Source organism: Neisseria sp. P0021.S006, assembly GCF_051956895.1.
On sequence record NZ_JBQCWZ010000528.1, the window covers coordinates 1 to 917 of the forward strand.

The window sequence follows — 917 nt, forward strand, 5'->3', positions numbered from 1 at the left end:
AACTGAAACGCAATGAAAATGCCGAAGTCGTTTTGAACCAACTCTACAAACTGACCCAGCTGCAAGACAGCTTCGGTATCAACATGGTGGCCTTGGTTGACGGCCAGCCGCGGTTGCTGAATCTGAAACAAATCCTGTCCGAATTCCTGCGCCATCGTCGCGAAGTCGTTACCCGTCGTACTTTGTTCCGCCTGAAAAAAGCGCGTCATGAAGGCCATATTGCCGAAGGTAAAGCAGTTGCCTTGTCCAATATCGACGAAATCATCCGTCTGATTAAAGAATCTGCCAATGCGCCGGAAGCCAAAGAAAAATTGCTATCCCGCCCATGGCGCAGCAGCTTGGTTGAAGACATGCTCAGCCGTACCGATTTAGACCTGCACATGATGCGCCCTGAAGGCTTGCCAGAGAATTTGGGCCTGCACAGCCAAGGCTATTACCTGAGCGAATTGCAAGCCGATGCCATTTTGCGCATGAGCTTGCGTAACCTGACCGGTCTCGATCAGGAAGAAATTGTCGGCGAATATAAGAATCTAATGAGTAAAATCATTGATTTTGTGGATATTCTTTCCAAACCTGAGCGCGTTACCCAAATCATCCGCGAAGAATTGGCAGACATCAAAGCCAACTTCGGCGATGAACGCCGCAGCGAAATTAATCCGTTTGGCGGCGATATCGCCGATGAAGACCTGATTCCGCAACGCGAAATGGTCGTTACCCTGACTCATGGCGGCTACATCAAAACCCAACCGACTACCGATTATCAGGCGCAGCGTCGCGGCGGCCGCGGCAAACAGGCAACGGCAACCAAAGACGAAGACTTTATCGAAACCCTGTTTGTTGCCAATACGCATGATTATTTGATGTGCTTTACCAATTTGGGCAAGTGCCATTGGATTAAAGTGTACAAACTGCCGGAA

Annotated in this window: 1 protein-coding gene; it reads left to right on the forward strand. The window is 49.6% G+C overall.

The features are described 5' to 3' along the window. A partial coding sequence (locus tag ACTHUM_RS15475; protein WP_440403351.1) for a DNA gyrase subunit A occupies nt 1–917 on the forward strand: 917 nt, incomplete at both ends.